This is a genomic window from Nostoc sp. (assembly GCF_036917095.1).
Taxonomy (GTDB): domain Bacteria; phylum Cyanobacteriota; class Cyanobacteriia; order Cyanobacteriales; family Nostocaceae; genus Nostoc.
In genome coordinates this window covers 140962-155999 of sequence record NZ_JBALFH010000030.1, presented here as the reverse complement: position 1 = coordinate 155999, position 15038 = coordinate 140962, and the positions used below count along the sequence as shown (strand labels likewise).

Here is a 15038-nt window from a genome sequence, read left to right as displayed (position 1 = left end):
TTGACATTTTTAACGAGGCATTATCTTCTCACTTGACAAAGGTAAAAAATTACGCAATAATAGGAAATTGTCGATAAAGATAATAGCCAGCGGAACTGGCGGAATTGGCAGACGCGCTAGATTCAGGTTCTAGTGCCGCAAGGCTTCCGGGTTCAAGTCCCGGGTTCCGCATATTATTAAGTTAGGAGTTAAAAGTGAAGAGTTATGAGTTGTAAAGAAAACTAAATAACTCCTAACTCGTAGCTCTTAACTCCTAAATTTTTGATGTTGACCAGTTTACAAAATTCCCTAGTCAAGCAAATCCGCAAACTCCACTCCACCAAGGAGCGGCACAAGCAGCAATTATTTTTACTGGAAGGGACGCACCTGTTAGAGGAAGCCTGTGCGGTGAATTACCCACTAGAAACAGTGTGTTGTACCCCAGAATGGCAAGTAGCCCACCCTACGCTGTGGGAGCAAGCTTGTAGCCAATGCGATCGCGCCGAAATTGTCAGTAGAGAAGTCTTGGATGCGATCGCTACCACAGTCCAACCGGATGGTGTAGTTGCAACGGCAAAACGAAGGGTTGGCCAAACTCAACTACCATTTACTGGTTTAGTGCTAGCTTTAGAAACTGTGCAAGATCCGGGCAACCTGGGTACGATGATCCGCACCGCTGCTGCCGCTGGAGCATCAGGGTTATGGGTAAGTGGAGATAGTGTAGATTTAGACAGTCCTAAAGTCCTCCGGGCTTCAGCAGGGCAATGGTTTCGCCTAGCAACAGCCGTAACAGAAGATTTAAAAGCGACAGTTCAACAAAGTCAGCAAGCAGGAATGCAGGTAGTGGCAACCTTACCCAGTGCGACTTTAACTTATTGGGAGGTGGACTGGCGCAAACCCAGTCTGATTTTACTAGGAAATGAAGGCGCTGGATTGTCGGTAGATTTAGCAGCGATCGCAGACAAGCAAGTCAGAATTCCTTTGAGTCCTGGGGTGGAATCATTGAATGTGGCGATCGCAGCTGCTTTAATGTTGTACGAAGCTCGGCGGCAAATGAGTTAGGAGTTAGGAGTTAAAACTTAGAACTCATAACTCATAACTTTTATTTGGTTTTTGTTCTTTCTTCGAGATATTGTTCAATATCAGCAACTGCGTCCTCAAGAGCTGCTAAATCAATATCTATCAATTCTTGATCGAGTTCGACTTCACTAACACTACTAGTATCTAGTTGGGGGATTTCTTCCTCAGTTGAACTTTCTTGTAAGATATCCTCCAACTGATCGAGGGATTGTTGAAACACTCGATCGGCGGCGCGGCGCTCTTGTGGCTGACTTTGCTCCATAATATTTACTTGAAATCCTGATTTACCGATCTAATTTTGATTGCAGTTTTTACAGATTTAAATTTTGTACTTATAACATCATAGTTGTGGATTCTCAATCGTCAGCATTACCTGGAGAAAAGAAATCAATTGTTTTTCATAAACCATTTTTAGGTTGTAACACCTGGGTTTTGGATTTGCAAAAATTTGTCTAACATGACACTGGGAATTGGTCGTGGACGCATTGTCTGGGCATCTACCCAAACCCATAGCGCTTCTGCCGTTACTAACAAATTATCTTGGTTTTGTTTACGAATTTCGTAGCATCGGAAGGCACGAGTCCCACGCATTTCCTTTAACCAGGTAGTCACTTCTAGGGTATCGCCTGCCACTGCTGGACGTAAATAGTCAATTTCTACCCGCCGCATGACAAATACACCACCCACTTGCCGATATACATCCAAAGTTAAGCCCAGGTATTCTGAGTGCTCAATGGCTGCTTGTTCTAAATAATTTTGGTAGACAGCGTTATTTACATGCCCAAGGGCGTCCATCTCATAGTGTCGGACGCGTAGCAGAGTTTTGAACGGTAACATAGTTTAGTTGGTAGTGCAGCGCTGTTTTTTAGACTTCTCTATATTAATTTTTCGATTTCAGTGTTTTTACTGCCTCTAAAACAATTCAAATCTTGCTTGAAAAAAGCGAAGATACTTCAGATCGTAAATCATGTTGAGTCCGCGTTAAATGGGAACGCACAATATTAGGTATTAAGAGATATAAAGCTGCTACAGCAGTATATAGAAATCGCATTCGTGATTTGAACGATCGCTTTATGCTGACTGCTGTGGGACTCTGGAATTTCTACTTGATAGCTGCATAAATTGATGAGTGAAAGGGAAAATTCCATTTCATCATTTTTTTGCTCTTAATTCAACGACAATTCTAATCTAAACATCTTCACGACGCAGCAGAAAAGGATTGTAACCCGCTTGTGCGTAAGCGTAGCCCGTAGTAGACAATTCAGCGCAAGTAATTGCTTAACCCAAGAGCGACTGCGGCGCAAAGAAGTATACTTGGCATCGCTTGCTATTGCCAAGACCGTCATAAGTAGTTTTAGCGGTCTTTAGGGGCACACCACTGAGCTATCGGTTCAATTCGTGCTTGCTGCATCAATTCCAAAACTTGTGATTGATTACAACCATAGGTAGATGCTAATAATTCCTCGCCTTGTTTTTTTGCATCGTTAGCTGATACACCAAAGGTTATGATTTCTTCGTCTTTGTTAGCAGTAATTCCATCAACTGGAATGATACAGATATATTGCGGTTCATTATGTCTTATTTGTTGCACCATTATTTACCTGCTATTTCACTGTTAATTGTGTCTATTTTCAAGTCTAGATAAATCACGCGTCAAAGTGAAACAGAATCAATATTTACGTAGTTTGTGATTTTAAAAACACAAACTTTTATACAAGGTTAAAACTACATTAAGAATTCTCTCAAAATTGCCAAATTTTTGAGTGTAAACAGTTACGTATGGGAAAATAAAGTTAAGCATCAACAAATATCTTTTTGTAAACTTTTGTTTGTTTTGTAGATCGGTAATGAGTTGAAATACACGCATTTACGATTGCTACATAGATTGATTTAAATCTCTGTTGGTTAATATCTGGGAGTCAGCAAATGAAGGCTGATACCCCACAGACGAACTTTTTTTATTCAATGCAGCCTTAATGCATTAAGTAAGTACAAGTATCATAAAAATTGGAGGTTATAAAATGGCAATTCGGAATAACTTAGTCAGCAATTTCTGGCAAAGAGTACAAAAAGATTCAGTTAGTTGGGGATCGTTAGCCCTTTGGATCGGTGCATTAGTTGTTATGTTAGTAATGCTTACCATGTTTTCTAACGCTTAATGTCAGCAAGGTTATTCTAGTTCCTAGGCAGTAGCCTGGGAACTAACATAGGGTAGACTTTCATCCCTAGAAAACTCAAATTATGAACTATAAAATTCTGGCAACAGTCGTAGTGCTAGCTAGTACTAGCTTTGTTACTCCTGTTAAATCTCAAGAACCCACTACCGACACTCCAGCAAAATCGAATCAAGTTTTGAATGCTTGTGTCCAAAATCAAGCAGAAACTTTACCAAATCCCTTTAGTGATGTGCCAGCAGAGCATTGGGCTTTCAAAGCAGTTATGACTATGCACTACTGCGGCGCTTTCCGTAAAGCTACCCCACCAGCTTTATTTCAAAAATTGCAACCAACAAATAACCAGCAGCAACCGCAGAAAGAACCGCAGTTTCAAAAATAGAGCGTTGCTAATTAAAGATATGAAAGTTTGAGTAGCAACCGCCGATTGAAATTCTGATGGACGTTGAGATGAAAAGAATTATCCTAGATGTAAAAAGTGTACTATTAGGTATCTAATGGTATTTTTGTCTTTTGAAACAGCTGCTCAACAGAAAATTCCAGCCCCTCAAATAAAGAATCTTTGAGTAATTCTTCTCCCATATAAGTTTGTGGTGCTGCATCTGGATAAAAAACAGTAATGCTTCTGGCTTTACTATCTAATACCCACACCCGCAGCACCTTAGCATCTAAATAGTCTTTTGCTTTAGCTGCCATTTGTCCAAAGGTTTGTCCTGGTGAGAGAGTCGCAGTCTTGGCGGTTTCCGTCGATTGCGATAGCGTAGCGTTAGCGAGTCTTCGAGCGTCACTCTCGAACCCGAAGGGGGAAATAATTTCAATCACCAAATCAGGAGGGACAGAACATGCTCCTTCTTGATCCCAATCAGGCGGTAAACGTTCATTAGAAATATATAAAATATCCGGTATTGGCATCCAGTCCCGCCCTCGACGGGTTAGTGCGACAGCTAATTCTGGGCAAACTTCTCCTTGACCCTCACAGCATTGCTCAATCAAATTCAGAAGGGCACGGGTAAGTTTAGAGTGAAATTTCTTTGGTGACATTTTAGGAATTGCTTGACCATCAACAAGCTCATAAGTTATATCTCCCTCACCGGTTGGAAGATTTAAGAACTCTTGCAAGGTTAATTGATTCTTGGCTTGGAGTATCATGGCTCATTAATTCGTAATTCGTAATTGAAGGACAGAGCAACTAATTTTTATTCTGACTCTTAAATTCTGAATCCTGAATTTTTCTTCAAATTGTTTGCATTCCCCGCAACACTTGCCGAATAATATCTGATGGCACTTCATCGGTAACTGTCACTACACCAATTTCTGTTGGTAAAACAAACCGCACTTTTCCTGCTTTGACTTTCTTATCTAACTGCAACGCCTCAATAATTGCTTCAATATCCACCCCAGATGGTAACTGAGTCGGTAAACCTGCTTTTTGAATTAAAGCATTTTGACGTTCCGTATCTTCCTTTTGCCACATTCCCAATTCCACAGCAATTTCACCGGCTGCTACCATACCAATGGCCACCGCTTCACCGTGATTTACTAGACGATAACCAGTCAAACTTTCCACTGCATGACCGATGGTATGTCCATAGTTGAGAATCGCCCGCAATCCGCCTTCTTTCTCATCTTTGCTAACAACATCAGCTTTAGCTTGACAAGAGCGCATTAATATGAGCTGTATCAGGTCTGGTTTTACATAGCGGAGTTGGTCGAGGCGTTTACTTGCTTCCAACTGGGCAAACAATTCAGCATCCCAAATCACACCGTACTTAATAACTTCTGCCATTCCTGCCCGAAACTCGCGCATAGGAAGAGTTTTTAACACATCTGGGTCAATCAAAACCAAGCGCGGTTGATGGAATGCCCCAATCAAGTTTTTGCCGTGGGGATGATTCACGCCAGTTTTGCCACCAATTGCCGAATCCACCATCGCTAAGAGAGTGGTAGGTACTTGGACAACATTAATGCCTCGCAGCCAAGTTGCGGCGGCAAAGCCAGTCATATCCCCAATCACACCTCCGCCCAAAGCCACCATAGTAGAAGAACGTTCTAGGCGGTTTTGCAAGGCGATATCGTAGAGTTTTTGGATGGAATTGAGGGTTTTGTAGCGTTCACCAGGTGGTAGGGTGCAGCTAGCAACTTCAAATCCAGCAGATGTCAGAGATGCGATCGCTCTTTCCCCATAATGCTTAAAAATAGTAGGATTAGAAACCAGCAGTACTTTCTTGCCTAGCTTCAGATTGGCCATCTGTTGACCCAGTTTATCTACATTCGATGGTGCGTTAGCGTAGCTCACCGAAGGTATCGCAATCTCATAAGACTGGTCTGGTAAATTCACATTAATTACAGAAGTCATTGCCCAACCCCTAAACAAGCGCCCGTGGGCTGTATTCTATCGCAATCTGGGAGTGGGGAGTGAGGGGCAGGAGGCTGGAGGCAGGGGGAGCGCAGAAAAGACAAATGACAAATGACAAATGACAAATGACCAATGACCAATGACCAATGACCAATGACTAATGATTCAATAGATTTAGGAAGTATTGTGGAGAAAAACAAATGTTTGCAATTGCAGCTTACATCGGCTTTTTAGCTTTGTTCTTTGGTTTGGCTGTCGGTCTGCTGTTCGGTCTGCGGACTGCCAAGATAATTTAACCAAGACTCTTGTGGGGCGGGCATCTTGCCTGCCCTCAGTTTTTCCAGGGACGGGTGAGACACCCATCCCACAAGAAGATATTTATCCTACAACTGCTGGACTTGCTACCTTCTCCTGTCTTTGGGAAGGCGGACGCATTCCCAAACCGAGTAAATTGAGCATTTCTCGGTCAGTATCGTAATCTGGACAGGGAGTAGTCACCGTCAACATCTTGTTGTCGTCGCTAGAAAAGATAGAATTGGCTCCTGCCATAAAGCAGAAAGCTTGTTCAACTTGAGAAAGTCTAGCCCTACCGGCACTAAGACGTACATCGGAAGCTGGCATTAAAATTCTGGCTGTGGCAATCATCCGCACAATATCCCAAATGGGGACATCAGGCTGATTTTCTAAGGGTGTACCCGGTACTTGGGAGAGAATATTAATTGGCACAGACTCTGGATGCGGATGTAAGTTTGCCAGAGTGTGTAACATCCCAACCCGGTCATCGTCAGTTTCGCCCAAACCCAGGATACCGCCGGAACAGACAGTAACATTTGTCTGTCGGACATTTTCAATTGTGTTCAAGCGATCGCTATATGTCCTCGTGGTAATAATTGTGCTGTAATATTCCTGCGAGGTATCTAAGTTATGGTTGTAGGCGTAAAGTCCCGCTTCTTCCAATTTCTTGGCCTGATTTGCTGTCAGCATCCCCAGAGTGCAGCACACTTCTAAACCCATTGCGGTTACATCTTTGACCATTTCCAGGACTTCCTCAAATTGTGAGTTATCCCGGACTTCCCGCCAAGCAGCACCCATGCAGATGCGGCTAACACCAGTTTCTTTAGCTTTCTGGGCGATGCTAACTACCGTTTCCTTTTCTAGGAGTGCTTGCGCCTTTACCTCTGTTTTATAGCGGGAAGATTGGGCACAGTAACTGCAATCTTCTGGACAACCTCCCGTTTTAATAGATATGAGCTTACAAACTTGTATTTTTGTTGGGTCATGATATTGGCGATGCACGCTAGCAGCTTGATAAATCAGCTCTAGCAATGGCGTATTGTATATCGCCCGAATCTCTAATTCCTGCCAATCGTAGCGTATTCCCACCACATCACTATCCTTCTTTTAGACTGGGTTAATCAAGAGCTGTCTTTTGGTTGAATCTCCTGCGGTACAGCGTTTGGGCAAAGCGATTTTATCGAAGTTATGCCGCGCACTGTGCTTTATCACCCATTGGCTCTCAATCCTTCCGCTCTAGATATTAGACATCAGCTTATCAAGATTTTGGGTGAATGGCAGATTCACAGCAAAAATACTCAGCCTATCTGTTGGAAGTAAAGCGAAAGCATGGTGTTTTTGGCAAAACACCCATACTTACACCACTGATTATCTAAATTGGCACATAATAATACAGCGAATCTCACTGCTGCTAAACCGCAGGTATGAGAGAATTTATAAAATAAGAGAGAATGTTCCGGGAAAAGATCCCGTCGATTAAGTAATTTATGATATCAGAACTGCCACTAATTACAAGCGATCGCCTATTATTACGAGCAGCGATCCATGAAGATATACCCCAAATTCTCAAATATTTTATTGATAATAAAACTTATCTCACACCATTCTACCCTCTTTGGGCTGATGGCTTTTTCACTGACGAATATTGGCAGTATCAGATAGAGAATAGTTTTCTGGAGTTTATCAATGGGCAATCGTTAAAACTATTTATGTTTACTAAAAAAAATCCAACTGTAATTATTGGAACGGTCAATTTTAGTAATTTTGTCCGAGGAGCCGCTCATTTTTGCTATGTGGGATATAGCCTTGCTGAAAATAAACAAGGTAAAGGATATATGACAGAAGGGCTAAAAGTCGCAATTCAATATCTCTTTCAAGAGTTAAATTTTCACCGGGTCATGGCTAATTATATGCCTCACAATCGGCGCAGTGGCAATGTACTCAAAAGGCTTGGTTTTGTTGTTGAAGGATATGCTAGAGACTATTTGTTAATTAATGGACAATGGGAAGATCATATTCTGACAAGTCTGATCAATCCTGATTGGCAAGCACCTAAGTTTTAAAAGTGGCTGAGGATAATTTTAATAATATTATTTATTGGCAATAGTACAACAGCTTAGTTTTGATGAATTTAAAATATTCAGTTAAAAACATCTACAAATACATAGCAAATTCATAATAAATACACAATAACTCCACAGGCAAATGCAATAGTAATATTTGTTTGCCACCCGGCTCAGTTATCAAGGTTTACTTGAGCCGATGTGTCCAATTGTATTAATGATTGAGGAGTTTTCCAAAATGTCCATTAATTCTATAAAGCGTTTATCTGTCTTTTCTACTATCTTCGCTTTTGCTACCATCTTACACGGAGTTGTCTTGGCAACACCACTTCCAAATTCCGCCACTACACCAGCTTTAAAAACTCAGACTAGTCCTGGATCGCATCAGGCAATCAAACTCACAAATCAACAGCGCCTACAAATTCAAGTAGCTCGCCAGCAAAGAGATAAGGATATTGAGGCTCTATTAAACCCGTCCCAAGATACTAAGTTTAAGGCGGCACTGCAATCTCGTCAGAGAATCAGAACAGTGTTAACATCTTTGGATCTGAATCAAGCTCAACAGAAACAGATTCAATCGATTTTGCAAGCTTATAACCTACAAGTGAAAAAAATTCTATCTTCACAGGCATTACAACCAACATCAAACTCAGTAGGAATTACTCCATCAACATCACAACCAATTACAAAATAAAAAACTCAGTTTTATTTAATTAAGATTAAGTTTCGGAAGACTGGCGGATTTGATCCAAACTTCGATTGAGCCAGTCTTCATACCAATCATAAAAACTCAAAGCTTTCTCCTCATGACTATCTAGATGAAAATCATCAGAGTTAGTGTCATGGAAAGCATGACAAAAAGTCAAAGAAGCAGGATATATTCCATTTTCATTAGTACGGTCATCTATCCAGATTTTTCCTGACTGCTCCCCAGTAATGACTAACATCGCATAAATTCCACAACCATAATTTGTAATGGTGAGAGTGCCCTGAATAAATTTATCATCAAAGTAAGCATCACCGTTGTTAACAAAAGCTGTATTATTCTTGGCAATCAAATCTAAATCATTCCATGCTTTTATTAAAGAAAATGGTTTGGAGAGAATTTCGTAGTTCTCTTGGTATAATTTTTCTGGGATGACCTCTTCATATTCAATTCCCGACAGTCCGCATAAGCCGTATCCTGGCCCTGCACCACCATTACCAACTTCTAAAAGAAAGTTTCGATATTCACTTGGTAGCGTAATATTGTATCTGGATTCAAACACTTGAATATCTTGGTTACTCAAGCAAGGTTTGAATTGATATTGGTGTGATTCTGAGCCAAAAACCTCAAATGTAGCGTCTAAAATAGCTAATTGAGTTAATTTTTTCTTTAATTGCAAAACTTTATTCATTATGCGCTCTAGATTTTAATGGTGGCGCTGCCATATTTTAGATATGGGTCGCTTTTTCCGTCTATGCTGATGCTGATGCTGAAGCCAGAGGTAGTATTAAGGGAAGAATGAATTAAGCTTTGCTCGTAATGACTCTGGCTGAAACTCCAAACTACAAAAATTCTAACAATCCTTTTCTCTCCCTCAACTACGAAAGCGCCTTGGAATCTCTAGGCGACGACTACTACGATGAGGTTGCAGCGGCAGAATTTCCTCAACACCTCCTGCGTTGGCGTAACGATGAACTATTACCCCGTTTTGGTCTAGACCCCCAACTAGTCAAAGACGAAGATTTTATCACAGCCTTTGGCAAATTTCAGGGGCGCAAACCCTTGTTAGCTCTGCGTTACCACGGCTACCAATTTGGTGAATATAACGGGCAGTTGGGTGATGGTAGAGGCTTTCTCTACGGGCAAGTACGCGCCAATGATGGCGAATTGTACGATTTTGGTACGAAAGGTTCTGGGAGAACGCCCTACTCCCGTGGTGGCGATGGTATGCTGACACTCAAAGGTGGCGTGCGAGAAGTTCTGGCTGCGGAAGCATTACACTACTTGGGTGTACGTACCTCGCGCTGTCTGAGCATGATTGAAACAGGTTTACCACTCTGGCGGGGCGATGAACCTTCGCCTACCCGTTCATCTGTGATGATTAGGATGAGCAGTTCTCATATTCGGTTTGGCACTTTTGAGCGACTGCACTATTTCCAGCGTCCAGATTTAACTCAGAAGTTATTAGACCATGTAATTGAGCAGTATTATCGACACTTAAATGCTGAACAAGATAAATATGGCTTGTTTTACGCCGAATTAGTTAAACGGGTTGCACAACTAGTAGCGCAGTGGATGGCGGCTGGCTTTTGTCATGCAGTGTTGAATACTGACAATATGTCGATTACAGGAGAAAGCTTTGATTATGGGCCTTATGCATTTATCCCTACTTATGACCCATACTTTATAGCTGCATACTTTGACTATTCTGGACGCTACTGTTACAGTAATCAACCAATTATTTGCAAGCTGAATTTAGAAATGCTCCAGGAACCTTTAAAGGCAATTATTGATAAAGGCGATATGGAGACTAGTTTAGCTAGGTTTGATGAATATTATCAAGCTGAATACAGTTCTTTGATGTTGAAAAAGTTGGGTTTTGTGGAGTTGCAACATCCACAAGCTGAAGAACTCTTAAATCTCACGATTGAATTCTTGAAAGCGAGCCAAGTTGGCTATCACCAATTCTTTTATGAGATGGCTCGCACTTTTTCATCTAAATGGCGAGATGAGCCAGGTTTTGTAATGAATAGTTCAGATATTGTACCAGTACCGGGCGCATCAGCAATTTTTGATGATTGGTGCATAGCATACCACAAAATCTTGAATGATTTTGATAGCGATCGCATTGATGTAATTGCCCAAACTCTAGCTGTTCATAATCCCAAAACGGTATTATTAAGACCAGTAATTGAATCGATTTGGGAAGCAATTGCTCAGGAAGATAATTGGCAACCTTTTTATGACTTAATCAAGGCAATTCAGTCTAGGGGGTAGTCAAAGTTAAATAGTCGTGTTTACAGACATCCCGCCCGGAACTGAAGTTCCAGGCTGATAGCTTAAGTCCACTCAAGTGGACTAGAATCATCTACTCAGTCCGCTTTAGAGGACTTTAGCTATTAGCCTTGGAATTCTATTCCGAGGCGGGATAGCAACGAAGCGGGGATTGTCGGATGTGGGTAATAAATTATTGAGCATTTTGCCTAACTAAATTGCTGGGCATAAAACCGCGCATAGCGACGCTCTAGGGCTAATAATTCTTCATGGGTTCCCGATTCGACAATTTGACCCTGTTCGAGAACTAAAATACGATCGCACCGTCTAACTGTCGATAAACGGTGAGCAATAATAAACACTGTCCGTTTTTTCATCAGTCTTTCCAGCGCTTCCTGTACCAGTGCTTCTGACTCGGAATCTAAGGCTGATGTCGCCTCATCGAGAATCAAGATTTGGGGATTGAGCAGAACAGCACGAGCGATCGCAATTCTTTGTCTTTGTCCACCTGATAAGTTTACCCCACGTTCGCCTACCCAAGTTTTATAAGCCTCTGGTAGTTGGCTAATAAACTCATGGGCATTAGCAATTTTTGCCGCCTCTTTAACTGCTTTTATGTCAAAAATATCTTGTCCAAAGGCGATATTTTGGGCAATTGTCCCGGAAAACATGATGGTTTCTTGAGGAACAATCCCAATTTGTCGCCGCAGACTATGCAACTTCACATCTCGAATATCAACCCCGTCAATGAAGATTTGCCCAACTTCTGGGTCGTAAAAACGGGGTAAAAGATTCACAAATGTGGTTTTACCAGCGCCAGATGCACCCACAAGGGCGATCGCTTCACCTGGTGATACTAATAAACTGATATCTTTTAAGACAGGTTCACCTGGTTTATAGGCGAAGGAAATATGACGATATTCTACTTTGCCATTGACTGGAGGAAGAGCGATCGCATTTGCTTTTTCGATCGTCGTCGGCTGAATTGCCATCAATTCAAAAACGCGGTCAACAGATGCTTCACCCTGCTTAAATTCGTTGTAGTTGTTAGTAGTGTGACCAATGGGATCGATTAACAGCGCCGCCGCCGCCAGATAACTGAAAAAATTCGCCACTGTCAAGTTATTTTGGGAAATTTGCCACGCTCCCACAATCAGTAACGATAACGCACTTAAGGCTTCCAAAAATCCGATGATGGGAATCTGAATCGCTTTCAGGCGTTCGGCTGAGTATTTTGCTTTGAGACTGCGTTCTGCTTTATGGCCAAAGCGGGCAATTTCGTAATTTTCGGCAGCAAAAGCCTGTACCAAACGAATCCCGTTGAAAACTTCTGCGAGGATGGCTGATAAACCCGACACGCGATTTTGACTTTTTAAGGAATACTTGCGTAAGCGTTCGCCAACCCAGCCGACTAAAATACCCATCAGCGGCGCAACTATCACCGTTGCTAGTGTCAGTTGCCAATTCAGGTAAATCATGTAAATCGGAATTGCTAGCAACTGCAAAATGCAGGGGATAAAGTCGTGAAATACTTTATTTACCACTTCCCCAACCCGGTCAACATCTTCCGTGAGGCGGTAAGCTAAATCACCTGCTTTTGCCGTTTCAAAATAGCTGAGATTTAGCTTTTGAAGATGGGTATAGACTTGCTGGCGGAGATGAAAAGCGACTCTTAAAGCAGCTTTCGCCATGTACATATCTTGTATAGACTGAAACAAGCCTCTAACAATAAATACTAAGGCACAGCTACCAGTTATTTGAGCGATCGCTACTACATTACCTTGGGCAAAGGGAGTTGCCAATCTACCCGCAAGATTTATCAACACTAATGTCGCCAGTACGTATCCCAAGATCCCAATAAGTCCCTTGGTGATGGTTTTCCACTGGAGTCGGATATAAGGCAGCAGTTGCCAGTAATTAGAACGCGTTTTCAAGCTCGAAAGTCCACAACGATATTTTACTTTGTTTGACGCTATCAGTTTTTGATGAGTTTCTGAGCAGTTAACTCATTAGTTACAAACTGTTTTAGCAACTATGGCCAGTCATTAATGAAGCGATCGCCAAATATTTAGACCAAAAAAAAAGCCAAATTGACCAACAAAAAGCCAAAATTCAAGAAGCAATTGAACTGTTAAAAGAATATCGCACTGCCCTCATCACCAACGCCGTCACAGGTAAAATAGATGTGCGCTAAGTCCCCATACGCTAACCCCAGAACCCACTATGACACAAATCACCCTTTCCGACCTCCCTGCAACCATCCAAACCCTACTCAACCAAGCCCAAAAAACAGGCGAACCCCTCACTATTACCCAAAACGGTATCCCCTTCGCCATCATTTCCCCCATCAAGAAAAAATCCCTCCTGGAAACCCTTTCCACCCTTGAACCACTGGACGAAGACTTTGCCGACGTGGACGAAGGATTATTACCCTTAGATGATATTGAGTTTTCAAAATGAGTTATTTATACTTATTAGATACAAACATCATTTCCGAACTAATTAAAAACCCCAGAGGAGTGATATTTTCAAAAATTAAAGATGTCGGAGAAGACAAAATTTGTACAAGTATTATCGTAGCTTGTGAATCAAGATTTGGGGCTAGAAAAAAGAACTCCCAAAAGCTCATAGAAAAACTTGAAATAATTTTGGATAGTATTGAAATACTACCCCTAACTCATCCTGTAGAGCAATATTACGCAGAAATCCGCACTGATTTAGAACAACTTGGTAAACCGATTGGAGGCAATGACTTATTAATTGCTGCCCATTCTTTAACCCTTGGTCTAACTCTTGTTACCGCCAATACTCGTGAATTTTCCCGTGTTCCTAATTTAAAAGTAGAAAACTGGCTCGAACCTCGTTAAAAAATTAGCCCTCTCCTTGTAAGTAAGGAAAAGGCTGAATTAATCTTAAAATAGTTCCTAATTTTCCGGTTGAATTACGAATTACGAATTACTTAATATCCGCCTTCTTCTTCGTATTCTGGTTGTCTTTCCTTGACTTTCTTGGGAATATTCACGGGTTTCGGCGCATCTTCCCAAGCATCGCCGTCTACGTCGTCATAATCATCGTATTCGTCAACGTATGGCTTGTTATAGGGCTGGGCTTCATACTTTAGCGGCTGGGGTTGTTGATACCTGTCGCTGCCTGTTGCCTCGCTCCAGTTATCTTCTTCCTCATCTTCTTCGTATTGAATAGATTCATACTGCCGCGCCTTCATTACCTGACGCTGTGGCCTTTCGTCTTCTACATAGTCTTCTGTCCATTCCTCTTCCCGCGCTACGGGTTCGGGGGTGCGAACTCTCTGCTTGGGTGGCTGTAATGGCGTTCCAGCAGGCAGTTGATTGCCAGGTGCAATTGTACGTGGTGGAGCATAGCCGCCGTATTCTGTGTCTATATCTCGCTCCCAAGGTGCTTTGCCGATGCCCAGGCGCTCTAGTAAACCAACTGTCAACTGGTTTACCCGTTCTTCGGCTCCCTCAAACACAATTAACCTATTAGGGCCAGTGCTGACAATTTCATCCACTGAGAACTCGTAAGTACTCAGAAATTGATCGGGAATTTGGGGCAATCCTAAAGAAGCAATGACTATGGAGTTAAGCTTCCCGGTTTCGCCGTTGAACTTGAAACCTCGAACTTTGCCTAATACTTCACCTGTTTCTGTAATTACTTCCCAGCTAATCAGATTACTGAGAGATTCAACTTCGATATCTTCTATTACATCTTCGTTATCAACCAGAATGACATCACCAATCTGGCTGATGTTGTTGAGGTACATATAGCGCGGTATGCCCGAAATAGAGATCAGGCTATCTCGCAAACCAAGAGCCACAACCTCTCGTTGATCGATATCAACCCAGACTTGACTGATGATGCCTAACCGCTTGCCGTTGTCGCGGGTAATCACCTGGGTATTTAATATGTCGGAACGCCTAATTATCTGTTCGGAGGTCATTCTATACCGAGTCCTGATCTCGAATCCGGTTTAACGCGACGTGCAACTTGTTCTTAGAACCCCTCTCCAAACTTCTCCCGCAAAGGAAGAAAGACTTTGATTTTTGCTCTCTTTCCCTGGTAGGGAAGGGTTTGGGGGTTAGGTTTGAGAGAAA

Annotated in this window: 17 protein-coding genes and 1 tRNA gene; 9 read left to right on the top strand and 9 right to left on the bottom strand. The window is 42.0% G+C overall.

Features of this window, described 5'->3' with window-relative positions; all coding sequences use genetic code 11:
* Nucleotides 1–89 precede the first annotated feature (89 nt).
* Together V7L01_RS14460 and V7L01_RS14455 are read left to right on the top strand one after the other, a co-directional pair.
* A tRNA-Leu gene (locus tag V7L01_RS14460) sits at nucleotides 90–171 on the top strand.
* Between the two features lie 93 nt (nucleotides 172–264).
* On the top strand, nucleotides 265–1041 hold the full coding sequence (locus V7L01_RS14455) for a TrmH family RNA methyltransferase (RefSeq protein ID WP_335035802.1): 777 nt from the start codon (nucleotides 265–267) through the stop codon (nucleotides 1039–1041).
* A 40-nt stretch (nucleotides 1042–1081) separates the two neighbouring features.
* On the opposite strand, the gene V7L01_RS14450 is transcribed toward V7L01_RS14455, so the two are convergent.
* The 3 genes from V7L01_RS14450 to V7L01_RS14440 all read right to left on the bottom strand — a co-directional run bounded on the left by V7L01_RS14450 (nucleotide 1082) and on the right by V7L01_RS14440 (nucleotide 2653).
* On the bottom strand, nucleotides 1082–1321 hold the full coding sequence (locus V7L01_RS14450) for a hypothetical protein (RefSeq protein ID WP_335035800.1): 240 nt from the start codon (nucleotides 1319–1321) through the stop codon (nucleotides 1082–1084).
* A 149-nt stretch (nucleotides 1322–1470) separates the two neighbouring features.
* A complete protein-coding gene (locus V7L01_RS14445; protein ID WP_335035798.1) occupies nucleotides 1471–1896 on the bottom strand; it encodes an acyl-CoA thioesterase in 426 nt (141 codons plus the stop codon).
* 517 nt (nucleotides 1897–2413) lie between these two features.
* Complete coding sequence (locus tag V7L01_RS14440) at nucleotides 2414–2653, bottom strand: hypothetical protein (RefSeq protein WP_335035796.1); 240 nt, start codon at nucleotides 2651–2653, stop codon at nucleotides 2414–2416.
* Between the two features lie 647 nt (nucleotides 2654–3300).
* On the opposite strand from V7L01_RS14440, the gene V7L01_RS14435 reads away from it, so the two are divergent.
* A complete protein-coding gene (locus V7L01_RS14435) occupies nucleotides 3301–3615 on the top strand; it encodes an S-layer protein (protein ID WP_335035794.1) in 315 nt (104 codons plus the stop codon).
* A 104-nt stretch (nucleotides 3616–3719) separates the two neighbouring features.
* Here V7L01_RS14435 and V7L01_RS14430 read toward each other — a convergent pair whose 3' ends face one another.
* Nucleotides 3720–4382: a Uma2 family endonuclease gene (locus V7L01_RS14430; RefSeq protein ID WP_335035792.1), complete on the bottom strand. Its 663-nt coding sequence runs from the start codon at nucleotides 4380–4382 to the stop codon at nucleotides 3720–3722.
* Between the two features lie 85 nt (nucleotides 4383–4467).
* On the bottom strand, nucleotides 4468–5589 hold the full coding sequence (gene aroB, locus V7L01_RS14425) for a 3-dehydroquinate synthase (protein WP_335035790.1): 1122 nt from the start codon (nucleotides 5587–5589) through the stop codon (nucleotides 4468–4470).
* Nucleotides 5590–5789: 200 nt separating this feature from the next.
* On the opposite strand from aroB, the gene petL reads away from it, so the two are divergent.
* Nucleotides 5790–5885, top strand: a complete 96-nt coding sequence (gene petL / locus V7L01_RS14420) for a cytochrome b6-f complex subunit PetL (RefSeq protein ID WP_109007553.1) — start codon at nucleotides 5790–5792, stop codon at nucleotides 5883–5885.
* 82 nt (nucleotides 5886–5967) lie between these two features.
* On the opposite strand, the gene bioB is transcribed toward petL, so the two are convergent.
* The gene (bioB, locus tag V7L01_RS14415) at nucleotides 5968–6975 is read right to left on the bottom strand and encodes a biotin synthase BioB (RefSeq protein WP_335035788.1); all 1008 of its coding nucleotides are present in this window, start codon (nucleotides 6973–6975) and stop codon (nucleotides 5968–5970) included.
* 395 nt (nucleotides 6976–7370) lie between these two features.
* Here bioB and V7L01_RS14410 point away from each other — a divergent pair, with 395 nt between their 5' ends.
* Together V7L01_RS14410 and V7L01_RS14405 are read left to right on the top strand one after the other, a co-directional pair.
* A complete protein-coding gene (locus V7L01_RS14410) occupies nucleotides 7371–7946 on the top strand; it encodes a GNAT family N-acetyltransferase (RefSeq protein ID WP_335035786.1) in 576 nt (191 codons plus the stop codon).
* A 238-nt stretch (nucleotides 7947–8184) separates the two neighbouring features.
* Entirely contained in the window at nucleotides 8185–8640 is a 456-nt protein-coding gene (locus V7L01_RS14405) for a hypothetical protein (protein ID WP_335035784.1), read from the top strand.
* A gap of 25 nt (nucleotides 8641–8665) precedes the next feature.
* Here V7L01_RS14405 and V7L01_RS14400 read toward each other — a convergent pair whose 3' ends face one another.
* Nucleotides 8666–9343 carry an SMI1/KNR4 family protein gene (locus V7L01_RS14400; protein WP_335035782.1) on the bottom strand — a complete coding sequence of 226 codons (678 nt, stop codon included), beginning with the start codon at nucleotides 9341–9343 and terminating at the stop codon, nucleotides 8666–8668.
* Nucleotides 9344–9471: 128 nt separating this feature from the next.
* Between V7L01_RS14400 and V7L01_RS14395 the strand changes: the two genes are divergently transcribed.
* A complete protein-coding gene (locus tag V7L01_RS14395; protein WP_335035781.1) occupies nucleotides 9472–10929 on the top strand; it encodes a protein adenylyltransferase SelO in 1458 nt (485 codons plus the stop codon).
* Nucleotides 10930–11135: 206 nt separating this feature from the next.
* Here V7L01_RS14395 and V7L01_RS14390 read toward each other — a convergent pair whose 3' ends face one another.
* Nucleotides 11136–12860: an ABC transporter ATP-binding protein gene (locus tag V7L01_RS14390; protein WP_335035780.1), complete on the bottom strand. Its 1725-nt coding sequence runs from the start codon at nucleotides 12858–12860 to the stop codon at nucleotides 11136–11138.
* A 289-nt stretch (nucleotides 12861–13149) separates the two neighbouring features.
* On the opposite strand from V7L01_RS14390, the gene V7L01_RS14385 reads away from it, so the two are divergent.
* Both V7L01_RS14385 and V7L01_RS14380 read left to right on the top strand, forming a co-directional pair.
* On the top strand, nucleotides 13150–13386 hold the full coding sequence (locus V7L01_RS14385; protein WP_334809626.1) for a type II toxin-antitoxin system Phd/YefM family antitoxin: 237 nt from the start codon (nucleotides 13150–13152) through the stop codon (nucleotides 13384–13386).
* The gene (locus tag V7L01_RS14380; protein ID WP_335035779.1) at nucleotides 13383–13793 is read left to right on the top strand and encodes a type II toxin-antitoxin system VapC family toxin; all 411 of its coding nucleotides are present in this window, start codon (nucleotides 13383–13385) and stop codon (nucleotides 13791–13793) included. The genes V7L01_RS14385 and V7L01_RS14380 overlap by 4 nt, the downstream gene beginning before the upstream one ends.
* 92 nt (nucleotides 13794–13885) lie before the next feature.
* Here V7L01_RS14380 and V7L01_RS14375 read toward each other — a convergent pair whose 3' ends face one another.
* Nucleotides 13886–14884 (bottom strand): PRC-barrel domain-containing protein, encoded by a 999-nt coding sequence (locus tag V7L01_RS14375; RefSeq protein ID WP_335035777.1) that lies wholly within the window; start codon nucleotides 14882–14884, stop codon nucleotides 13886–13888.
* Between the last annotated feature and the right edge of the window lie 154 nt (nucleotides 14885–15038).

Bases quoted from the DNA above. Each gene is read 5' to 3' on its own strand.
- petL (WP_109007553.1), top strand. From the start codon at position 5,790: ATGTTTGCAATTGCAGCTTACATCGGCTTTTTAGCTTTGTTCTTTGGT.
- aroB (WP_335035790.1), bottom strand. From the start codon at position 5,589: ATGACTTCTGTAATTAATGTGAATTTACCAGACCAGTCTTATGAGATT.
- V7L01_RS14395 (WP_335035781.1), top strand. From the start codon at position 9,472: ATGACTCTGGCTGAAACTCCAAACTACAAAAATTCTAACAATCCTTTT.
- V7L01_RS14375 (WP_335035777.1), bottom strand. From the start codon at position 14,884: ATGACCTCCGAACAGATAATTAGGCGTTCCGACATATTAAATACCCAG.
- V7L01_RS14400 (WP_335035782.1), bottom strand. From the start codon at position 9,343: ATGAATAAAGTTTTGCAATTAAAGAAAAAATTAACTCAATTAGCTATT.
- V7L01_RS14435 (WP_335035794.1), top strand. From the start codon at position 3,301: ATGAACTATAAAATTCTGGCAACAGTCGTAGTGCTAGCTAGTACTAGC.
- V7L01_RS14405 (WP_335035784.1), top strand. From the start codon at position 8,185: ATGTCCATTAATTCTATAAAGCGTTTATCTGTCTTTTCTACTATCTTC.
- V7L01_RS14445 (WP_335035798.1), bottom strand. From the start codon at position 1,896: ATGTTACCGTTCAAAACTCTGCTACGCGTCCGACACTATGAGATGGAC.
- V7L01_RS14430 (WP_335035792.1), bottom strand. From the start codon at position 4,382: ATGATACTCCAAGCCAAGAATCAATTAACCTTGCAAGAGTTCTTAAAT.
- V7L01_RS14385 (WP_334809626.1), top strand. From the start codon at position 13,150: ATGACACAAATCACCCTTTCCGACCTCCCTGCAACCATCCAAACCCTA.
- V7L01_RS14450 (WP_335035800.1), bottom strand. From the start codon at position 1,321: ATGGAGCAAAGTCAGCCACAAGAGCGCCGCGCCGCCGATCGAGTGTTT.
- V7L01_RS14455 (WP_335035802.1), top strand. From the start codon at position 265: ATGTTGACCAGTTTACAAAATTCCCTAGTCAAGCAAATCCGCAAACTC.
- V7L01_RS14410 (WP_335035786.1), top strand. From the start codon at position 7,371: ATGATATCAGAACTGCCACTAATTACAAGCGATCGCCTATTATTACGA.
- V7L01_RS14440 (WP_335035796.1), bottom strand. From the start codon at position 2,653: ATGGTGCAACAAATAAGACATAATGAACCGCAATATATCTGTATCATT.
- V7L01_RS14380 (WP_335035779.1), top strand. From the start codon at position 13,383: ATGAGTTATTTATACTTATTAGATACAAACATCATTTCCGAACTAATT.